The sequence below is a fragment of the Pseudomonas sp. 29 genome (genome assembly GCF_002754355.1).
Taxonomy (GTDB): Bacteria; Pseudomonadota; Gammaproteobacteria; order Pseudomonadales; family Pseudomonadaceae; genus Aquipseudomonas; species Aquipseudomonas neuropathica.
In genome coordinates this window covers 3,100,896-3,117,761 of the sequence record NZ_PEEY01000001.1, presented here as the reverse complement: position 1 = coordinate 3,117,761, position 16,866 = coordinate 3,100,896, and the positions used below count along the sequence as shown (strand labels likewise).

Genomic DNA, 16,866 nt, shown 5'->3' with positions numbered 1-16,866 from the left:
AACAAGTTTGCCCCTGTCTTAGCTAACCACCGGAGTTCTCGCCCAATCAATCTCCTGCGCCGGAGCCGGTCGCCCAAACCAGTAGCCCTGCCCCAGATCACATTCCTGCTCAAGCAGAAACGCCGCCTGCTCAACCTGCTCGATGCCCTCGGCATGCACCTGCATGCCCATGCTTCGGGCCAGCGCGATGATCACCCGGACAATCGCCACGTCATCCTCATCCCACGGCAACCCGGCAACGAAACCCTGATCGATCTTCAGCTTCTGCACTGGCAAGCGCTTGAGTCGCAGCAGTGACGAGTAACCCGTGCCGAAATCATCGATGGCCAGGCGAATACCCAATTCGCGCAAACGGTGCATCTGCTCCAGCGCGACTTCCGGATCATCCATCACTGCACTTTCAGTGACTTCCAGCTCCAGATATGCCGGATCCAGTCCGGTGTCGTGCAGCACCTGCGCCACCTGCTGGTACAACTCGCGCCGGGCAAACAGCCGCGACGAGACATTCACTGCGACAAACGACAACACCACTCCGGCCTGCCGCCATTGGCACATTTGCCGACACGCCTGCTGCATGACCCAGGCGTCGATTTCAGCGATCAAACCGGTGCGTTCGGCAATCGGGATGAACTCCGCAGGCGAGACCAGACCGCGTTGCGGATGCTGCCAGCGCACCAACGCTTCAACGCCAATCAAGCGACTGGTTTTCAAGTCATGCACCGGTTGGTAATAAACCCGCAGTTCCTGCTGCTCCAGCGCCCGGCGCAACTCGAATGCGATCTCCACACGTTGCTGGGCGTGGGCGGTGAGTTCTTCGGTATACAAGGCATAACCGTTGCGGCCGCTGCTCTTGGCCTTGAACAGCGCCGCATCGGCATTGCGCAACAGTTGCTCGGCGCTTAGCGCGTCGCTGGGGAACAGGCTGATGCCGAGGCTGGCGTTGATGAACAACTGATTGCCATCAATGCTGAACGGCTCCTTCAGCGCATCGAGAATCCGTTGTGCCAGCGCCGCTGCCTGCACCGGCTGTGGACAACTCTCTGCCAACACCGCGAACTCGTCGCCGCCCAGGCGCGCCAGGGTGATACCGGGGCCAAACAGTTCTTGCAGGCGCGCCGCGACTGCCTTGAGCAAGCGATCGCCGACGTTATGGCCAAGGCTGTCGTTGATCATTTTGAAATGATCGAGATCGAGCATCAGTAACGCGCAGCCGCGCTTGTGGATCTGCGCCGAAGCCAGCGCCTGCTCGGCGCGGTCGCTGAACAGCAGGCGATTGGGCAGATCGGTCAGCGGATCGTGGTGCGCCAGGTGTTTGAGTTCATGCTCGGAATCCTTGATGGCGCTGATATCGGAAAACACCGCAACGTAATGGCTGAGCCGGCCCTGATCATCGTGAATGACCCGGATGGTTTGCCACTGTGGATAAATCTCGCCGCTCTTACGCCGATTCCAGATCTCGCCACTCCACTCGCCCTGCGACTCCAGGGTGGCGAACATCGCTTGGTAGAACCCCGGCGGATGGTGACCGGACTTGAACAAGCTCGGCTGCTGCCCGAGGACTTCTTCACGCTGATAACCGGTGATCTCGATAAACGCCCGATTGACGTGCACGATCAGCCCTTGGTGGTTGGTGACCAACACCCCTTCGCGGGTGCAATCGAAAACGGCCGCCGCTTGACGCAGGCGTTCGCGATCAGCGTGGCGCTCGCGCAACCGCGCACCGATTCCGAGAAACTCGCACAAGCGCGCCCGCGCCAGAAAGATCAGCCCGGCGCTGAGCGCCGCAAACACGTAACCGTTGATCAGTTGCCATCGGGCAAGATCGACGGAGTTATCGAAGAAATTGTTTAATAAATGATCAGTTCCCTGCAGCCAGACAACCGCAAGTACGAGATAGAGCAGCGCTGCACGCAAAGCATCGCGGTAAGTGGCACGCATTCGGCTGTCCATGTCCCTACAAAAAGGTTGGAATTATAGGTCAAGAAACATCCAGCGACTCTTATCTGAAAGGGCGACTGGTTTTATCTGTGTGCTTGGTGATAATGCAACGGCTGTTTTTATCTTTATCGAGGGCCCTATAGCCTATGTGGTACGAAGGTTTTCTTGGCTTGTCGGCCTGGTCTCTGGTCGCAGTCACCCTGCTGATGACCCACGTGACGATTGTCGCCGTCACGGTCTATCTGCACCGCTACTCGGCCCATCGCTCGCTGGAGCTGAATGCCGGCCTGAAGCACTTTTTCCGTTTCTGGCTGTGGCTGACCACGGCGCAGAACACCCGCGAGTGGACCGCCATCCACCGTAAGCATCACGCCAAGTGCGAAACCGAAGATGACCCGCACAGTCCGGTCATCAAAGGCCTTTCCATCGTGCTGCGCACCGGCGCCGAGCTGTATCGTGCCGAAGCGCAGAACCCGGAAACCCTGCGCATCTACGGCAAGAACTGCCCCGAAGACTGGATCGAACGCAACGTCTACAGCCGCTACCCGCTGTTGGGCGTGGCGATCATGGGCGTTATCGACCTGCTACTGTTCGGCACCATCGGCATCACCATCTGGGCGATCCAGATGATGTGGATCCCGGTGTGGGCCGCTGGCGTGATCAATGGCCTGGGCCATGCCGTCGGCTATCGCAACTTCGAATGCCGCGACGCGGCGACCAATCTGGTGCCTTGGGGCATCCTGATCGGCGGTGAAGAACTGCACAACAACCACCACACCTACCCTAACTCGGCCAAGCTCTCGGTGAAAAAGTGGGAGTTCGACCTCGGTTGGGCGTGGATCAAAGTCTTCTGTTTCCTGCGTCTGGCCAAGGTTCAGCGTGTCGCGCCGATCGCCCACCGTGTCGAAGGCAAGGGCAATCTGGACATGGACACCGCCATGGCCATCCTCAACAACCGCTTCCAGATCATGGCCCAGTACCGCAAGCTGGTAATCGGCCCGCTGGTCAAGCAAGAGCTGGCCAAGGTCGATCATTCGGTGCGTCACCAGTTCCACCGTGCCAAACGCCTGCTGTCGCGGGAAACCAGCCTGCTGGAAGATCGTCATCACTTGCGCATCCAGACCATGCTCGAGCACAGCCAGGCACTGAAGGTAATTTACGAAAAACGCCTGGCCCTGCAGCAGATCTGGGTCAAGACCAGTGCAAATGGCCACGACATGCTCGCGGCCATCAAAGAGTGGATTCACGAGGCAGAAGCCAGCGGCATCCAGTCCCTGCGCGAATTTGCTGATCAGTTGAAAACCTACTCGTTGCGTCCTGCCGCGGTCTGAGACCGTTGATCGGTGCACCCGGCTCCCGGGTGCACCCTTCGGAACTTCGCCAAAAATCGCCTATCTCAAAGACACTTCGCCATCCCGGCGGGCTGTATTGTGGCCGTTGTCGAATTGCGGCACGTCCTTTGAGATCTGTGCCGATGGTCAACAACAATCAAAAAGACTCATCCTTCCCGCAGTGGCCCGAAGCCGCGCAAACCCTTATGGCGTTGATGCACGCCCAAGGTGAAGTCGCTCGTCTGAGCGAACGCGAGCAGCTGTTCAGCTCCTTGCTGGTCAGCGTCAACGCCGTGCTCTGGGCCTTCAACTGGGAAACCCGGCAGGTGCTGTACGTCAGCCCCGCCTATGAACGGATTTTCGGCCGTTCTGCTGGCCTGCTGCTCGCCGACTACAACCAGTGGCGCGACAGCATCTACCCCGACGATCTCGACTACGCCGAACGCAGCCTCGCCGAAGTGCTGCATAAAGGCGCGGTGGAAGATCGCGAATACCGGATCATCGCCGCCGACGGCCAGGTGCGCTGGCTCAGCGACAAATGCTTCATCAACCGTCAGGACGAACCCGGTCAGCCGGTGATCATCGTCGGCATCGCCGAAGACATTACTGACAAGAAGCAGATGGAAACCGAGCTGCACCGTTTGGCGACTACCGACGTGCTGACACAAAGCAGCAATCGCCGGCACTTCTTCGAGTGCGCCAATCGCGAGTTCGAAGTAGCGCGGGTGCAGGGCGCGCAAATGGCCTTTCTGCTGCTGGATATCGATGACTTCAAAATGATCAACGACACCTACGGTCATCCCGAAGGCGACAACGTGTTGCAGCGGATTGCCGAGTGCGGGCGCGGGTCATTACGTCGAGGAGATCTGTTCGGGCGGATTGGCGGCGAAGAGTTTGCAGCGGTATTTCCCGGTTGTGCGCCGGACATGGCCATGCAAGTGGCGGAACGGCTGCAGCAGGAGATTCAACGGTTGAGTTTCAGCCATGATGGCCAGACGTTCGGTATCACCGTCAGCCAGGGGTTGACCAGTCTGACCGAGACCGACGACAGCCTCGACAGCCTGTTCGCCCGCGCGGATGCGGCGATGTATGAGGCCAAGCGACAGGGCAAGAACCGCATCATTTCTGCCTGACCCGTATCTCAGCTACACAGAGATCCATTGTAGGAGTGAGCCTGCTCGCGATGCTGAGTGTCAAACGAACCGTTGGTGTCTGACACTCAGCATCGCGAGCAGGCTCACTCCTACAGGGGTTTGCGTAAGTCAGGTTATTTGCGCATCCGCATCAATTCCGGCAAGCCAATCTTCAGCAACCGCGCCGTGCGACTCTTCGCCAGTTCCTCAACGCCTTCATGCTCGGTCAGATGCGCCATCTGCGCTGCCATGTTCATCACCAACGCCTCACGGGAATACACCCCGCCGCCGAGTTGGTAGACCGACGCAATCAGCTCCCGCAATTCCAGCGGCAGGCGCCATCGGGTACGCAACGCCGAACCATAAGCCGCGCCAAACTCGGCCAGCGCGTCGCCCACCTCCTCCCACTCATCCAGCTCTCCGCCGGCCTGCTTCCACTCCTGCAGACAACGCAGCAACGCCAGATCACCCAGGCGATGCAGCATGCCCGCGCAGTAACAGCGTTCCTGATCGAGATCGAGCAGCCGCGCGAGGGTGCGCGCATATTCAGCGGTGTGCAGCGACAACCCCCAGTAACGTTCGGCATAGTCCGCCAAACATGGATCGCTGAGCCTGGCGCTACGCTTGAGTGCCAGCCCCAGAATCAGGTTCATGCTCTGCCCGGTGCCCAGCCGATGCAGGGCCTGCGCCAGTGTCTGCACCGGCGCGCCATGGTGCTGCGCCGCGCTGTTGGCCGCAGCGATCAGCACCGCCGTGATTTGTGGGTCGGTCTTGATCTCATCTTCCAACAGCTTCAGATCGAGGCCATTGGGATTGAGGCTGCGCTTCACCGCCACCTGCACATCGGTCATCAACGGCGCACCGTCAGCCTGCTCACGACGTCGCTCGAGAAACACCGACAAGGTCATGCCCGGCGCCAATGCCGGTACTTCACAGAAAACCTCTTCACCGGCATTCAGCAGCAAGCCCTGCAAACGCTCGGTCAGGCTTTCCATGTTCAGTGGTTTGGTCAGATAGGCCGTTGGTGCCAACGGAAGCGCTTCGCGCACGCTGGCGCTGTCGTTGCGGCTGCTCATCAGGATGAACGGCAACGGCGGATTGCGTTTGCGCTGGCGCACGCTGCGCAGCACGCTCAAACCATCGATGCCGGGCAACTCCCAATCAACGATCGCCAGGTCATACGGCACTTCACTGAGCAATGACAGGGCTTGCTGCCCGTCGGCGCACAAGTCTATCCGCGCATCGCAACGCACGTTCAGGAGCACTTGTTTGAGCAGGTCCCGGGACCACGGATCGGCCTCGGCAATCAGCACTCGGGGTACGGCGGGTAAATCAACGGCAGTCATGCGCGCTCTCCCTTGCAATGCCTGAACCTTAGCCAATGCTGGCCATTCGATACAGCGCTAAAGCAATTGATAGGTTCACGGGGCGAAAAAAACCCGCCGAAGCGGGTTTTTTTGTCTATCCGATCACACAGTGCGCGGCTTACAGCTCCGAGAAGCACTCTTCGATGATCGCCAGACCTTTGTCCAGTTGCTCGTCCGGCGAGGTCAGCGGTACGAGGACGCGCAGAACGTTGCCGTAGGTGCCGCAGGACAGCAGGATCAGGCCCTTGTCGCGCGCCTTGGCCACAACGGACGCTACAGCGGCGGCGTTCGGCTTGTGGCTGTCGCCGTTTTCGAACAGCTCGACCGCGATCATCGCGCCCAGGGCACGGACTTCGCCGATCACCGGATAATTGGCCTGGATAGCTTTCAGGCCAGTAACCAGACGCTCGCCGACAGCCTTGCAGCGGTCCAGCAGTTGCTCTTCTTCGAACACTTCCATCACCGCCAGCGCAGCGGCGCAAGCGATCGGGCTACCGGCGTAAGTGCCGCCCAGGCCACCCGGGGCGATGGCGTCCATGTATTCGGCCTTGCCGCACACACCGGCCAGCGGGAAGCCGCCTGCGATGGATTTGGCGAAGGTGGTCAGGTCGGCAGCAACGCCCATCTGCTCCATGGCGAAGAAGGTGCCGGTACGGCCAGCGCCAGTCTGTACTTCGTCAGCGATCAGCAGGATGCCGTGCTGGTCGCACAGGGCACGCAGACGCTTCATGAACTCTTTCGGCGCAACGTAGAAACCACCTTCACCCTGCACAGGTTCGATGATGATCGCGGCGATGTCTTTCGGCTCAGCGTCGTTCTTGAAGATGCGTTCGATGGAAGCGATCGAATCATCGATGCTCACGCCGTGCAGTTCGTTCGGGTACAGCGCGCGGAAGATGCCGCCTGGCATCAGGCCCATGCCGGCCGAGTACGGCACGACTTTACCGGTCAGGCCCAAGGTCATCATGGTGCGACCGTGGTAAGCGCCGGTGAAGGCGATCACGCCAGCGCGGCCAGTGGCGGCACGGGCGATTTTCACGGCGTTTTCAACGGCTTCGGAACCGGTGGTGACCAGCAGGGTTTTCTTGGCGAAATCACCTGGCACCTTGGCGTTGATTTTCTCGCAAAGCTCAACGTACGGCTCGTAAGCCAGTACCTGGAAGCAGGTGTGAGTCAGCTTGTTCAGCTGTTCGGTCACGGCGGCGATGATTTTCGGGTGCACGTGGCCGGTGTTCAGTACCGCGATACCGCCGGCGAAGTCGATGAATTCACGACCTTCAACATCAGTCACGGTGGCGTTCTTCGCCGATTCAGCGAAGATCGGGTGAATCTGGCCGACACCACGTGGAACAGCTGCGGTACGACGGGCCATCAGTTCAGCGTTAGTCTTGCTCATTACAGTCCTCATTCGCCGCTCATCGGGCGGCGTGGTTCAAGGATTAGCGGGAGAAATCGACGGTGGCAGCATGCGATGATCGACTGCCACGGCGTTCCTGGCCGCAGAGAAAATTCCGGTTTGAAACGACGCAAAGGGACAGCGCTCTCGTGCCCTTTGCGTTTGCAGCGGTCTCTTACAGGGCTTAGATGCCCAGGCAGAGGTATTTGATTTCCAGGTAATCTTCGATGCCGTACTTGGAGCCTTCACGGCCCAGGCCCGAGGCCTTGATGCCGCCGAACGGCGCGACTTCGTTGGAGATCAGCCCGGTGTTGACGCCGACCATGCCGTATTCCAGCGCTTCCGCGACGCGGAACACACGACCGAGATCACGAGCGTAGAAGTAAGAGGCCAGACCGAACTCGGTGTCGTTGGACATCGCGATCACTTCGGCTTCATCTTTGAAGCGGAACAGCGGCGCCAGCGGACCGAAGGTTTCTTCCTTGGCCACAGCGGCGTTTTTCGGCACGTTGGTGAGGATGGTCGGCTCGAAGAAGTTACCTTCCATTGGCTTGCCGCCAGCCAGCACGGTGGCGCCTTTGGCTACGGCGTCAGCAATGTGCTCTTGCACCTTGGCCACGGCTTTTTCGTCGATCAGTGGGCCAGTGGTGGTGCCGTCTTCCAGACCGTTGCCGATCTTCAGTTTCGCCACCGCCACTTTCAGCTTCTCGGCGAACGCGTCGTAGACCGAATCCTGAATGTACAGACGGTTGGCGCAGACGCAGGTCTGGCCGTTGTTGCGGTACTTGGAAATGATCGCGCCTTCGACGGCCTTATCCAGGTCCGCGTCGTCGAACACGATGAACGGCGCGTTGCCGCCCAGTTCCAGCGAGACTTTCTTGATGTCCTTGGCGCATTCCGACATCAGTTGACGACCGATTTCGGTCGAACCGGTGAAGGACAGTTTGCGCACAATCGGGTTGCTGGTCAGCTCGCTGCCGATGTCGCCAGCGCTGCCGGAGACCACGCTGAACACGCCCGCAGGAATACCCGCGCGCTGGGCCAGTTCGGCCAACGCGAAAGCGGAAAACGGAGTTTGCGAAGCAGGCTTGAGCACCATGGTGCAACCGGCAGCCAGTGCTGGACCGGCCTTACGGGTGATCATCGCCGCCGGGAAGTTCCACGGGGTGATCGCGGCGGTCACGCCGATTGGCTGCTTGATCACGATCAGGCGTTTGTCTGGCTGGTGGCCCGGAATCACGTCACCGTAGATGCGCTTGGCTTCTTCGGCGAACCACTCGATGAACGAAGCGGCGTAAACGATTTCGCCCTTGGCTTCGGCCAGCGGCTTGCCCTGTTCGAGGGTCATCAGGCGTGCGAGGTCGTCCTGGTTCTCGATCATCAGTTCGAACCAGCGACGCAGCTTGCCGGCACGCTCTTTGGCGGTCAGGGCACGCCAGGCCGGCAGCGCCTTGTCAGCAGCTTCGATGGCACGGCGGGTTTCGGCAGCGCCCATTTTTGGCACGGTACCGAGGATTTCGCCGGTGGCCGGGTTGTTGACCTTGATCGTCTGACCGTTGTCCGCATCGACCCAAGCGCCATCAATGAAGGCTTGCTGGCGGAACAACAGGGTGTCTTTAAGCTGCATGTCGGCTTTCCTTAACAGCACCGCGGCCTGCGCGGAGCAAATTATGATTGTAGAAAGGCGCCTCGCAAGGCTGCCGTCAGGGAAATCAGTGACCGGGCGTGGCGCATCAACCGTGCACGATTCGAAACACCGGCGCTTCAACGCCCGGTCAACGAGCGTTTGAAATCTCAAACGGATCGTAGGATCAAAGGGGTTAAAGGACAATAGGTCGTTCGAAAAAAAGAACAAAAACGGCGTATTTGTGGAATTTTTCAGATCAACGAGCCAAAAGCCTCAGCCGCAGCAAAACCATAGAACAGTCCCACGAAAGCGCCAAGCGAGGGTTTTGCAGGACGTTACCGCTTTATGGAATACCGCGATTTGCGCGGACACGCGCACTGACAATACCCGCCAAAACCCGGCATGGACGCCCCGAGTCGACCTAGGTATGATGTCGCCCGCTGCACCAGTAGCTCAGCTGGATAGAGTACTGCCCTCCGAAGGCAGGGGTCGTGGGTTCGAATCCCGCCTGGTGCACCATTGATTTAAACGAGAAAGCCCCGGACTGTGATGGTCCGGGGCTTTTTTGTGGGTGAAGTAAATGGACCGGAACGACGTTACTCCGTCGTCCAGTCGAACTCGTCGTAATCATCGTCATCGTCATCCTCTTCCTCCTCAACCTCTTCAAAAGCGTCGTCTTCATCAACGACATCCTCTTCCGGCTGATTCAGCAGAAATTCCTTACGCGTCTCGGTAATCGCTCGCCGCATCTCTTCGCCCTTCTCCGGGCAGTTGAGCAGTTGGGCGATGCGGTCAATTTTTGCTGCCACGTTGTCCTCCAGCGCATCGGCAATGCCCCGATAGTGCGCGTTTTTGCGGGGCAATGCCAAATGGCTGAGGGGTCAGGCGGTCATTTTTTCTGCAGCTGTTGGAGTCGGGCGTCGAGATCGGCGTTCGGGTAGCGTTTGTGCAGGTTGTTGAACAGCCTGTCGGCGGCTTGCGATTGGCCGGATTCGCGTAGGCGCAGGACTTCGCGCAGTTGTGCGTCGAGGCCGTTGGCCGGGGCGGTGGCGCGTTTGCTGAATTTGGCTTCATCGGCGCTGATGGCTTGATCTTGCATCGGCGCGGCCATTTCCATCATCGGCGCAGGTGCCGGCATGGCGCCGGCCGGAGCGGACAATCGGTGCAGTTGCGCTGAATCCGTGTCGGTCATCGGTACGGCAAGTTTGGGGGCTGGGGCGTAGTCGTAATGACGCAGCGGCTCAGGAGCGCGCTGTACCAGTGACAACATCAATGCCACGCCGACGAGGCTGGCGAATGCAACCTGCCAGCGTGGTTTGCGACATAAATCCGCCCAGCGTTGCCACAGGCTTGGTTTCGGCGCAGGGGTTTGACGCTGCGCAGCGTTGAGGATGAACGCATCCAGATGCGCTGGCGGTTCAGCGTTGTGCTGTTCGCGAACATGTTTAATCACCGAATCTTCCGGTGTCTGGCGGGCGTCAGTCATGTCAGTACCTCCTCGGCCAGCAGCCGACGCAGTTTTTGCTGGGCGTAGCGCAAGCGGCTTTTGACGGTTTCCAGCGGTGTTTCGGTGAGGCTGGCGATTTGTGCCAGGTCGAGGTCGCCGTGGGCGCGCAGCAAAAACACCTCGCGCTGGTCGGCAGGCAGGGTTTGCAGGGCGCTTTCCAGGCGCTGGCTGTCTCGACTGAGGCTGAGCAGCTGTTCGGGATCATTTGCCTCATCGCTGACCGCGTGATTTTGCTCGTCGTAGCTGTCGTGCAACGGTTGCCGGGCGCCGTGTTTGCGCCAGTGGTCGATCAGGCGATTACGGGCAATCTGGAACAACCACGTACGAAATGTCGCCCGCCCTTGTGGCTGACTGCTGCTGCGGATCAGGCTCAGCCAGGTTTCCTGAAACACCTCGTCGGCCAGTTCCGGTTTGCCGCTCAATCCGAGCAGAAACCGATACAGGCCTTGGCGATGACGCGCGTACAAGGTCTCGAACGCCGCGCTGTCGCCCTCGCGATAACGCGCCAGCAGCGATTCATCGCTGCTGGCGGTTGAGCTGTCTGCCGAGGCAAACAGCTGACTGATGAAGCCTTTCAGACGACTCACTTATTCGATCCGTTGTTCAGTGGCCAACGCGTTCGATGCGGTTGAACTGCGCAAGCTCTGCGCCAATTCGACCAGTTGCACAAACTCATTGCGCAGACCAAAGCGATCATCGCCACGAGCGCCGCGAGCCAGTGCTTCGGTGTCTTTCAGGCTGAAGTCGCCGGTATAGCGAGCGTCCTTGAGTTGTTGGGAAAACGCGGCGACGGCAGCGGCAAAGCGCAGGTCTTCGCTGGCAGTTACAACCTGATTGGCGATGGGCCGTTCGATCAGCAGACTTTTCCCACCTTCGGCACGCTGATAACGCACACGCAGCATTGCTAATTCTCCGCTCTTTGCCGAAACAACAGCGTCGGATTTGCCGTAACGCAGCGGCTCCAGCCAGCCCTGCTCGCCCGCCGGAACAATTTCGTACAGCGCGGTCACCGTGTGTCCTGCGCCGATTTCGCCGGCATCGACTTTGTCATTACTGAAGTCCTCACGCTTCAACGCACGGTTCTCGTAGCCGAGCAGGCGATATTCGCTGACCTGCGCCGGGTTGAATTCCACCTGCAGTTTGACGTTTTGCGCCACCACGGCGAGGGTCGAACTCAACTGATCCACCAATACTTTGCGTGCCTCGCGCAGGTTGTCGATATAGGCGTAGTTACCATCGCCAGCGTCGGCCAGTTGTTCCATCAAGTGTTCATTGTAGTTATCCACACCGAAACCCAGGGTCGTCAGCGAAATCCCGCTTTTGCGTTTATCCACAGCCATTTGCTTGAGGCTGTCGAAGTCGCTGACGCCGACATTGAAGTCACCATCAGTGGCCAGGAGGATGCGGTTGATGCCTTTGGGGATGAAGGCCTGCTGCGCCATTTGGTAGGCCAGTTCGATACCCGAGGCGCCAGCGGTCGAGCCACCGGCGGTCAATTGCTCGATGGCTGTACGAATTTTCGCTTTCTCGCGTCCGGAGGTCGGCTCCAGTACCACTCTCGATTCGCCGGCATACACCACCAACGAAACGCGATCCTGATCACGCAACTGATCGACCAGTAATTTCAGCGTGCTTTTGACCATCGGCAGGCCTTCGCGGCGATCCATCGAGCCGGACACGTCGACCAGAAATACCAGATTGGCCGGGGCCAGTTCCGCCACGGCTCGGTCGGAGGCCTTGATGCCGATGCGCAGCAAGCGCGTGTGCGGGTTCCACGGTGAAGCGGCCAGTTCGGTGGTCACGCCGAAGGGCGAGCCATCACTGGGCAGCGCGTAGTCGTAGGGGAAGTAATTGACCATTTCCTCCAGCCTCACCGCGCCTTCCGGCGGCAGTCGGCCCTGATTGAGCAAGCGCCGGACGTTGGCATAAGCGCCCGTATCGACGTCGGCGCTGAAAGTCGAAACCGGTGCCTCGGCGACGCTGTGGATCGGGTTATCGGCCAACGTCTGATACTGCTCGCGCTGCTCGTCGCGATAGCTCTGTGGATAACTTTCACTCAACGGCATCGGCGCGCTGCCCGCATTGGGCATCCTGTACAGCGCGCGTTTGGCCATTGAGCTGTCAGCCATCACGGCTTCCTGTTGAACCAGCACCTCAGGCTGCGCCGGCGCTGGCACAGCAGCGGAATCGGGTGTGGACGAAGCACCGCAACCGGCGAGCGCCAGCAGCACACCAACCGCAACAGGACGCAAAAGAGAATGAGACATGGGGGCTGACCTCGGGATGAAATTGATCATTCATCCACTGAGACGGGCAGCCCTTTCAGTTCGGGTTAAACGCCGCTAAAAATATTTTCAGCGGTGATAACGCCGCACCGCACTGCTGTTGCGCAGCACATGGCCTTTGATTTTTTCCATCAGCTCGGCGCGGGTCAGACCGGCGGGCAAGGCGTCCGGGGCCAGATCCAGCGCGTAGATCTGGATGATGTAGTGGTGCGCACTGTCGCCCACTGGCGGGCACGGCCCCATGTAATGGGTGTTGCCCTTGCTGTTGGTGCCGCCGAGACCTTCGAGCGCGGATTTGGCACCGACGCCCGCTGCAATCTGGTGCGTGGTGGCTTTGATGCCGTAATGAATCCAGTGATCGACGCCCAGGCCTTTCTGGCCATCCGGGTCGTGCATGACGATCGCGTAGCTCTGGGTGCCGACAGGTCCAGCGTTCCAGCTCAGCGCTGGCGACTGGTTCTTGCCGCCGCAGCCGGGTGCATCGCTGGCCGCTGCCGAGGTGAACAGGCGGTTATCGGAAACACCCGGGATGTTCAGGGTGAAACGCTCCTGGGCCTGCGCCGGAAACTGCACGCAAAGGGTGACGGCGAGAGCCGCCAGCCATGGGTTGAGAGAGGTCAATCGGGTCATTCCGGGAGCACCTTGTGCAGTTGGGCCGTCGTCGGCTTGCAAACTATAGCTGTACCGTTCGCGCCGTGGCAGTAGCAAATGGCTGAACCTCGCACTACCGCGCAAACTCACAAGAGAAATGCCCGTGAGGAAGCCGATCATGCCAGTGCACCGTGTCGCCCGTATCGCCGATGTCCCAGAAGACCGTGGCCTGCAAGTTGAAATCGGCGCGTGCAAGATCGTGCTGCTGCGCGCCGGTGGGCAATTACGTGCCTATCAGGGCGAATGCCCACATGCCGGCGCACCGCTGGCTGACGGTGCGTTGTGTCACGGACGGCTGATTTGCCCTTGGCACAAGGCTGCGTTTCGCGCCGAGGATGGTGCGTTGTGCGAGCCCCCGGCGCTCGACAGCCTCAAGCGCTATCCGCTGGAGCTGCGTGGCGACGAGGTTTGGGTCGATGATCAGCCGTTGCCCGACCCGCATACGCCGCCGGCGGACGATTCGCGCACTTTCGTGATTGTCGGTGCCGGCGCGGCAGGTACAGCGTGCGCGGCGGCGTTGCGGGAAAAGGGTTTCGGTGGCCGGATCGTGATGATCGATCACGAGCCGGGGGCGGGTTACGACCGTACGGTGCTGAGCAAATTTGTCCTTGCCGGGGAGATGCCCCCGCAAGAAATACCGCCGCTGCGTGAGGATGATTTCTATAAAGACCAGCGCATTGAACGCCAACAAGGCGAAATCAGCGCAATCGACGCTCCGAACAAAACCCTGCACCTTATCGACGGCCAGACGCTGAGTTATGACGCGGCGGTGCTCGCCACTGGCGGCGAGCCCAATCCGCTGGATTTACCCGGCGCAGATCTTCCGCAGGTATTCGTGCTGCGCTCAAAAGCTCAGGCAGAACGGATCATGCACGCTGCCAGAGAGGAGCAACGTGCGGTGATCATCGGCGACAGCTTCATCGCCCTCGAATGTGCGTCGGCCCTGCGCCAGTATGGTCTCGATGTCACGGTGCTGGCTCGCCACGCGATTCCCTTCGCTGCGCAATTCGGTGAAGCCGTGGGCAAAGCGATTCGCGCGCTGCACGAACAGAACGGGGTGAAGTTCATCACCGAACACGCAGCCACCGAGATCATCGGCGAAGGCAAAGTCGAGGCCGTATTGCTGGACAATGGCCTGCGTCTTTCGGCGGATCTGGTGCTGGCCGGGGTCGGCGTGCACCCGGCCACCGAGGCCTTCGCGTCACTGCCGAGGGAAAAAGATCAGTCACTGCGCGTCGATGACGGCATGCGCGTTACGGACGGCCTGTGGGCGATCGGCGACATCGCCACCTTCCCGCTGAACGGCCAGTTGCAGCGTATCGAACACTGGCGCCTGGCCCAGCAACACGCACGCATCGCCGCGGCCAATATGCTCGGTGGCGAAGAACATTACCTCGACGTGCCGTTTTTCTGGACCTGGCACTTCGGCAAGAATTACGACTACCTCGGCCACGCCGAACACTGGGATGAGGTGGAGTTTCTCGGCGAACCCGAAAATCCGCCCTTTATCGGTCTGTTCGGCAGAAACGGTGTGCTGGTCGCTGCAGTCGCCTGCGAAAAGGAACGTGCAATGGCGCTGTTGGCCGAACGGATGAAGCAACCGCTGGCAATGGAAGAGGCCTGGACATTGATCCGCGATTACGCTTGATCGTTCCCACGCTCTGCGTGGGAATGCAGCCCGTGACGCTCCGCGTCACTGGACGCAGAGCGTCCCTAGAGGCATTTCCACGCGGAGCGTGGGAACGATTAGTTAACGGGGAAGGGGTTCGCGATTATCGTCATCTTCAGCATGCAGAAAGATCACCCGCGGATGCTCCAGTGGTGCCAGCGGCGGTGGCAATTCCTGCGGATGAACCGGCCAGAAATGTGTCACCACATGGCTGATGTCACCCTCCTGATCGTTATGAATGGTCATCACCCCAGGCGTGCGCAGTTTCTGAAAGCGGTCATCGCAGAGTTTGAAACTCTTGCTCAGCCCTTCATCGTCAATCACCGGCGATGGCAAGCGGCGCTGGGCGAAGCTGCGGCTTTTGCGCTGCTGATAGCGCGCCCAGGAAATCAGAATCACCGCGTTGACCAAGGCAATCCACAGATAAATCTGCAAGGTGCCCAGCGCGTCGAACGCCGATTTATCAAGCAGCGGCCCGCCCGCGTGAGTTTCAATAAGCGGCCACAAGCCACGGATCAGCAGAAACAGCAGGCCAACCCAGGCAATGACCGTAAGGATCACGTCGATCACGACCAGAAAGGGCCGCTGGCGGGTCCGGATGATTTTCATTTGATTACCTCCTCTTCGTCGTCGCCGATCGGTTTGATGCCCCGATCAGGACTGACCCAACGCGCACGTTTCTGATGTTGACCGAACAGCACTTTGGGGAAGCTGACCAACGTGGTCAGCAGGCTGATAAGCCAGAACACCAACGGATACCAGACCACCCAGAACATCGTGCGGCCCAATCCCGGCTCATAGCGCCGATCGATGACGATGCTTACCGCGAACTGCACCAGACAGACGAACGCCAGCAACAAACCGGTAAATGCCGGTGGCATCAGGTGATCCACTGCGATCGCCTCGGGCATGACCACAAACTTGCCGACGCCCCAGAAGATTACCGACAACAAGAAGGTGAACGCCCAACCGGTCGACAGGCAGTATTCGAACAGCAGCGGCCACAGGTAACGGTGACGGTACTGCCAGATGCCACGGATGTTCTTGAACAGCACTTCGGCGCCGCCCTGTGCCCAGCGCAGTCGTTGCTTCCACAGACCGCCGAGGGTTTCCGGCATGAGGATCCAGCACAGCGCGCGCGGCTCGTAGAAGATGCTCCAGTGGTCGAGTTGCAGCTTCCAGCTGATATCGATGTCTTCGGTGATCATGTCCGGGCTCCAGTAACCGACGCGGTTCAACGCGGTACGGCGGAACGCGACGATCACCCCGGAGACGGTAAAAATCCGCCCGAATACCCGTTGCGTGCGCTTGATCAAGCCGATGATGGATGAGAACTCACCGACCTGCACCCGCCCGACCAGCGTCGAGCGCGTTCGGATCCGCGGGTTACCGGTCACCGCGCCAAGGCGTGCGTTATCCAGCATCGGTGCGACCAGATAGGCTGCGGTGTTCGGCGCCAGCAGCGCATCACCGTCGATGCATACCAGATACTCACTGCGCGCTGCGATAGCGCCCATGCGCAAGGCGACGGCTTTGCCCTGGTTTTCCGCCAGGTGCAGCACGCGCAGGCGCGGATCTTCCTTGGCCAGCGCATCCAGCACTTGCGCGGTGTTGTCCTTCGAGCCGTCGTTGATCGCGATAACTTCGATGTTCGGATAATGCTGGGCCAGCGCCGCGTGGATCGTATCGGCGGCATTGTCGCCTTCGTTGTAGCAAGGGATCAGGATCGAGATCAGCGGCTCGCCTTCCAGTGGCGGTGGCAGGGTGTCGTCCTGCCACGGCCAGTGGCGTTCCCAGTGCAGCCAGAAGTACAGGCCGCCGGCAATCCACAACCCGGACATGAACAGCGGGTAGAAGAACACGAAGTCCATCAGGAACTGCCCGGTGACCAGGAAGATCAGCCCCAGCGGCACGCCGAGGACGAGCGCCAGAACAAGCAGGGCTAACAGTCTATCCAGCATG

14 protein-coding genes and 1 tRNA gene are annotated in these 16,866 nt (G+C 59.9%); 4 read left to right on the top strand and 11 right to left on the bottom strand.

Annotated features, from left to right (window positions below):
- Positions 1 to 18: 18 nt before the first annotated feature.
- The gene (dibA, locus tag CLU80_RS14505) at positions 19 to 1,938 is read right to left on the bottom strand and encodes a phosphodiesterase DibA (protein ID WP_093440397.1); all 1,920 of its coding nucleotides are present in this window, start codon (positions 1,936 to 1,938) and stop codon (positions 19 to 21) included.
- A 146-nt stretch (positions 1,939 to 2,084) separates the two neighbouring features.
- Here dibA and desA point away from each other — a divergent pair, with 146 nt between their 5' ends.
- Together desA and CLU80_RS14495 are read left to right on the top strand one after the other, a co-directional pair.
- Complete coding sequence (gene desA / locus CLU80_RS14500; protein ID WP_093440393.1) at positions 2,085 to 3,269, top strand: delta-9 fatty acid desaturase DesA; 1,185 nt, start codon at positions 2,085 to 2,087, stop codon at positions 3,267 to 3,269.
- A 143-nt stretch (positions 3,270 to 3,412) separates the two neighbouring features.
- On the top strand, positions 3,413 to 4,402 hold the full coding sequence (locus CLU80_RS14495) for a GGDEF domain-containing protein (protein WP_093440388.1): 990 nt from the start codon (positions 3,413 to 3,415) through the stop codon (positions 4,400 to 4,402).
- Between the two features lie 134 nt (positions 4,403 to 4,536).
- Here CLU80_RS14495 and CLU80_RS14490 read toward each other — a convergent pair whose 3' ends face one another.
- The 3 genes from CLU80_RS14490 to gabD form a co-directional block, all read right to left on the bottom strand.
- Positions 4,537 to 5,748 carry a response regulator gene (locus CLU80_RS14490; protein ID WP_093440384.1) on the bottom strand — a complete coding sequence of 404 codons (1,212 nt, stop codon included), beginning with the start codon at positions 5,746 to 5,748 and terminating at the stop codon, positions 4,537 to 4,539.
- Between the two features lie 139 nt (positions 5,749 to 5,887).
- Complete coding sequence (gene gabT / locus CLU80_RS14485) at positions 5,888 to 7,165, bottom strand: 4-aminobutyrate--2-oxoglutarate transaminase (protein ID WP_099757683.1); 1,278 nt, start codon at positions 7,163 to 7,165, stop codon at positions 5,888 to 5,890.
- Between the two features lie 184 nt (positions 7,166 to 7,349).
- Positions 7,350 to 8,792 (bottom strand): NADP-dependent succinate-semialdehyde dehydrogenase, encoded by a 1,443-nt coding sequence (gene gabD / locus CLU80_RS14480; RefSeq protein ID WP_093440380.1) that lies wholly within the window; start codon positions 8,790 to 8,792, stop codon positions 7,350 to 7,352.
- 442 nt (positions 8,793 to 9,234) lie between these two features.
- On the opposite strand from gabD, the gene CLU80_RS14475 reads away from it, so the two are divergent.
- Positions 9,235 to 9,311 (top strand) — tRNA-Arg (locus CLU80_RS14475).
- Between the two features lie 77 nt (positions 9,312 to 9,388).
- On the opposite strand, the gene CLU80_RS14470 is transcribed toward CLU80_RS14475, so the two are convergent.
- The 5 genes from CLU80_RS14470 to CLU80_RS14450 form a co-directional block, all read right to left on the bottom strand.
- Entirely contained in the window at positions 9,389 to 9,661 is a 273-nt protein-coding gene (locus CLU80_RS14470; protein ID WP_256573969.1) for a hypothetical protein, read from the bottom strand.
- Between the two features lie 20 nt (positions 9,662 to 9,681).
- Positions 9,682 to 10,278: a hypothetical protein gene (locus tag CLU80_RS14465; RefSeq protein WP_099757682.1), complete on the bottom strand. Its 597-nt coding sequence runs from the start codon at positions 10,276 to 10,278 to the stop codon at positions 9,682 to 9,684.
- The gene (locus tag CLU80_RS14460) at positions 10,275 to 10,856 is read right to left on the bottom strand and encodes an RNA polymerase sigma factor (protein ID WP_286079822.1); all 582 of its coding nucleotides are present in this window, start codon (positions 10,854 to 10,856) and stop codon (positions 10,275 to 10,277) included. The genes CLU80_RS14465 and CLU80_RS14460 overlap by 4 nt, the downstream gene beginning before the upstream one ends.
- A gap of 30 nt (positions 10,857 to 10,886) precedes the next feature.
- Positions 10,887 to 12,566 carry a vWA domain-containing protein gene (locus CLU80_RS14455; RefSeq protein WP_099757680.1) on the bottom strand — a complete coding sequence of 560 codons (1,680 nt, stop codon included), beginning with the start codon at positions 12,564 to 12,566 and terminating at the stop codon, positions 10,887 to 10,889.
- 87 nt (positions 12,567 to 12,653) lie between these two features.
- Entirely contained in the window at positions 12,654 to 13,214 is a 561-nt protein-coding gene (locus CLU80_RS14450; protein WP_093440364.1) for a YbhB/YbcL family Raf kinase inhibitor-like protein, read from the bottom strand.
- A gap of 139 nt (positions 13,215 to 13,353) precedes the next feature.
- Here CLU80_RS14450 and CLU80_RS14445 point away from each other — a divergent pair, with 139 nt between their 5' ends.
- Entirely contained in the window at positions 13,354 to 14,883 is a 1,530-nt protein-coding gene (locus CLU80_RS14445; RefSeq protein ID WP_099757679.1) for an FAD-dependent oxidoreductase, read from the top strand.
- Positions 14,884 to 14,985: 102 nt separating this feature from the next.
- Here the strand turns inward: CLU80_RS14445 and pgaD are convergent, their stop codons facing one another.
- The gene (pgaD, locus tag CLU80_RS14440) at positions 14,986 to 15,513 is read right to left on the bottom strand and encodes a poly-beta-1,6-N-acetyl-D-glucosamine biosynthesis protein PgaD (protein ID WP_093440355.1); all 528 of its coding nucleotides are present in this window, start codon (positions 15,511 to 15,513) and stop codon (positions 14,986 to 14,988) included.
- Positions 15,510 to 16,865, bottom strand: coding sequence for a poly-beta-1,6-N-acetyl-D-glucosamine synthase (gene pgaC / locus CLU80_RS14435; RefSeq protein ID WP_093440350.1), 1,356 nt, complete (start codon positions 16,863 to 16,865; stop codon positions 15,510 to 15,512). Before pgaC ends, pgaD begins: the two co-directional genes overlap by 4 nt.
- Position 16,866: the final 1 nt, after the last annotated feature.